General features: G+C 57.2%; 4 protein-coding genes. All 4 read left to right on the top strand.

Annotated elements, in window-relative coordinates; translation table 11 throughout:
• Nucleotides 1-13 precede the first annotated feature (13 nt).
• Nucleotides 14-883 carry a phosphoribulokinase gene (locus tag CVT63_08140; protein ID PKQ27415.1) on the top strand — a complete coding sequence of 290 codons (870 nt, stop codon included), beginning with the start codon at nt 14-16 and terminating at the stop codon, nt 881-883.
• A complete protein-coding gene (gph, locus tag CVT63_08135; protein PKQ27414.1) occupies nt 880-1,548 on the top strand; it encodes a phosphoglycolate phosphatase in 669 nt (222 codons plus the stop codon). The genes CVT63_08140 and gph overlap by 4 nt, the downstream gene beginning before the upstream one ends.
• Nucleotides 1,549-1,550: 2 nt before the next feature.
• Complete coding sequence (locus tag CVT63_08130) at nt 1,551-2,615, top strand: fructose-bisphosphate aldolase class II (GenBank protein PKQ27413.1); 1,065 nt, start codon at nt 1,551-1,553, stop codon at nt 2,613-2,615.
• 48 nt (nt 2,616-2,663) lie between these two features.
• Nucleotides 2,664-3,242, top strand: a 579-nt coding sequence (gene tpiA, locus CVT63_08125; protein ID PKQ27412.1) for a triose-phosphate isomerase, incomplete at its 3' end; no start/stop codon positions are given.

The raw sequence follows: 3,242 nt of genomic DNA, 5'->3' as shown, positions 1-3,242 counted from the left end.
GGAGGGGCTGACGATGTCAAAAAAATTTCCCGTGATTGCCATTACCGGTTCATCCGGCGCAGGCACAACGACGGTGATGAACAGTTTCCACCATATCTTCCGGCGTGACGGCATCCGCGCGCAGGTGATTGAGGGCGACTCCATGCATCGCTATGAGCGCAAGGCGATGGATGCCGAACTGGAAAAATGCAGCAAGATCCCTGGCAGCTACTTCAGCCATTTCAGTCCATCGGCCAACCTGCTACCGGAACTTGCCGATACTTTTCGCGTGTTTGGCGAGACCGGGCGCTGCAAGGTACGCAAATACATTCATACCGATGAGGAAGGGCTGCCCTATGGTCAGGCAGCGGGTACGCTGACGCCATGGCGTGACAGCGAACCGGATGCAGACGTGCTGTTCTACGAGGGGCTGCACGGCGGCTATGTCGGGCCGGAAGCCGATGTGGCCCGTCATGTCGACCTGCTGGTCGGGGTCGTACCTATCATCAATCTGGAGTGGATACAGAAGATGCACCGGGACCAGAAGATTCGCGGCTATTCGCCCGAGGCTGTGATCGACACCATCCTGCGTCGCATGCCGGATTACGTTCATCATATCTGCCCGCAGTTTTCGCGCACGCATGTCAATTTCCAGCGCGTGCCGACGGTGGATACCTCTAATCCGTTTATTGCCAAGGATATCCCCAGCCCGGACGAGAGCATGGTGGTGATTCGTTTCACCAATCCTCGGGGTATCGATTTTCCCTATCTGTTGAACATGCTGCACGATTCTATGATGACGAGGCCGAATACGCTGGTTATCCCCGGCGGCAAAATGGGCCTGGCCATGCAGTTGATATTTACGCCGATGATTCAGCGTTTGATGAATATGAGGGATGGATGATCAGACTGGTGATGTATGACCTGGACGGCACCTTGCTGGATACCGCCAGCGAGATCGCCGCAGCCGTCAACCTGACGCTGGCCGAATTCGGGGCTGAAACTGTTGATGAATGGCGGGTTCGGGCCTGGATAGGTTATGGCGCTGCCAAGCTGATCGAGGAAGTCTGGCGCACCATGAAGCCCGGCGCACGACTGGATGACGTGATGACAACTTTCAGCAGGCACTATCGCGAGACCGTGGGTAAAAGCAGCCGGCCGTTTCCGCATGTGATGGAGACGCTGCAAAAAGTGAAGGCGCTCGGCATCAAACAGGCCGTCATCACCAACAAGGAATCGTCATTCACGCAGCGCGTGCTGGAAAAACACGGCATGACGGATTTATTCGACCTGGTCATCAGCGGTGACACGCTGCCGGTCAGAAAACCGGACCCGGCTGTGATCCGTCATTGTTTGCAGACACTGCATGAAACAGCTGAGCGCAGCCTGTATGTCGGTGATTCGGATATTGATGTGGCGACCGCCAAGGGCGCCGGCGTGATGTGCTGGGCCGTGCCTTATGGCTATAACTCCGGACGCGATATCCGGCAGGCCGGCGCGGACAGGCTGATCGATGATCTGCGTGCGGTCCATGATTATCTGCAAGACAATATTGAATGTGAGGTTTGAATATGGCACTGATTTCATTGCGGCAATTGCTCGATCATGCAGCAGAACACCAATACGGATTGCCGGCGTTCAACGTCAACAACATGGAACAGATACAGGCTATCATGCAGGCGGCCGAGGAGGTGGATAGCCCGGTCATCCTTCAGGCCTCGGCCGGTGCGCGCGCTTATGCCGGCGAGACTTTCCTGCGCAAGCTGGTGGAAGCGTGCATCGAGCGCTATCCGTATATTCCGATTTGCATGCATCAGGATCACGGCGCCTCGCTCGAAGTCTGCCAGGTGGCGATCCGCAGCGGTTTTTCCAGCGTCATGATGGATGGTAGCCTGGAGAGCGATGCCAGAACTCCTGCCAGTTACGAATACAACGTCAACATTACCCGTCGCGCGGTCGAACTGGCGCATTGTGTCGGTGTTTCGGTTGAAGGCGAGCTGGGTTGCCTGGGATCGCTGGAGACCGGGCAGGCCGGTGAGGAAGATGGCAGCGGCGCTGCCGGGACGCTGGAACATTCGCAATTGCTCACCGACCCGGATGAAGCGGCGGCTTTTGTTGCGGCGACGCAGGTCGATGCGCTGGCCATCGCCATCGGCACCAGTCACGGTGCCTATAAATTCAGCCGGCCACCAACCGGTGACCTGCTGGCAATCGACCGCATTCGCGCCATCCATCAGCGTATCCCGAACACGCACTTGGTGATGCATGGCTCGTCCAGTGTCGATCAGGAATGGCTGGAGATGATTCGTGAACACGGCGGGCAGATCAAGGAGACTTACGGCGTGCCGGTATCGGAGATCGTCGAAGGCATACGCAATGGTGTGCGCAAGGTGAATATCGACACCGATATCCGGCTGGCGATGACAGCCGCCATGCGCAAGAAGATGCATGAACGCCCGGATGAGTTCGATCCGCGTGCCTTCCTCAAGGTGGCAACGCAGGCGGCAAGGAGCGTCTGCAAGAATCGTTTCGAGGCGTTCGGCAGTGCCGGGCAGGCTTCAAAAATCAAGGTCATCCCGCTGGACGCCATGGCCGCGCGTTATGCGCGCGGCGAGCTGGCTGCGGTGATCCGCTAATGTTGCGGCATAAACTGGGTGAGCATTAAGACCGCCATGAGACAGCCATTGGTCATCGGCAACTGGAAGATGCACGGCAATCTGGCCAAAAACCGGATGCTGCTGGCCAGTCTGGTCGAACGCCTGCGCGGCCTGCAGCAGGTGGATATTGCCATCTGCTTGCCATTCCCTTACCTGTATCAGGCGCAGCAAATGCTGGCTGGTAGCAATATTTACTGGGGAGCACAGAACGTCAGCCAGTTTGAGGAGGGTGCGTTCACCGGCTCCATCTCGGCGGAAATGGTGGCGGACTTCGGCTGCAGCTATGCCATTATCGGCCATTCGGAGCGGCGTGCCCTCAGCCATGAAAGCTATGCGAGTGCAGCCAATCGCTTCAAGCAATTATTGAAAGTGGGCATTACTCCCGTGTTTTGCGTGGGAGAAACCTACGCAGAACGCGAGGCTGGTCTCGCTGACACGGTGGTCAGCAAGCAGATGCATGCAGTTCTGGATGATTTGGGTCCTGAGTGTCTGGATTTGGCGGAAAAACTCAATGCCGTCTTTGCCTATGAACCGGTCTGGGCTATCGGTACCGGCAAGAATGCGACCCCGGAGCAAGCGCAGAAGATGCATGGCTTCATGCGAAAC

This window comes from Candidatus Anoxymicrobium japonicum (assembly GCA_002843005.1).
Taxonomy (GTDB): domain Bacteria; phylum Actinomycetota; class Geothermincolia; order Fen-727; family Anoxymicrobiaceae; genus Anoxymicrobium; species Anoxymicrobium japonicum.
Note: the sequence above shows the minus strand (reverse complement) of the source record. Positions and strands in the feature narration are given on the sequence as shown.

Excerpts from the sequence above, each read along its gene's own strand:
- CVT63_08140 (PKQ27415.1), top strand. The coding sequence starts at position 14 with ATGTCAAAAAAATTTCCCGTGATTGCCATTACCGGTTCATCCGGCGCA.
- gph (PKQ27414.1), top strand. The coding sequence starts at position 880 with ATGATCAGACTGGTGATGTATGACCTGGACGGCACCTTGCTGGATACC.
- CVT63_08130 (PKQ27413.1), top strand. The coding sequence starts at position 1,551 with ATGGCACTGATTTCATTGCGGCAATTGCTCGATCATGCAGCAGAACAC.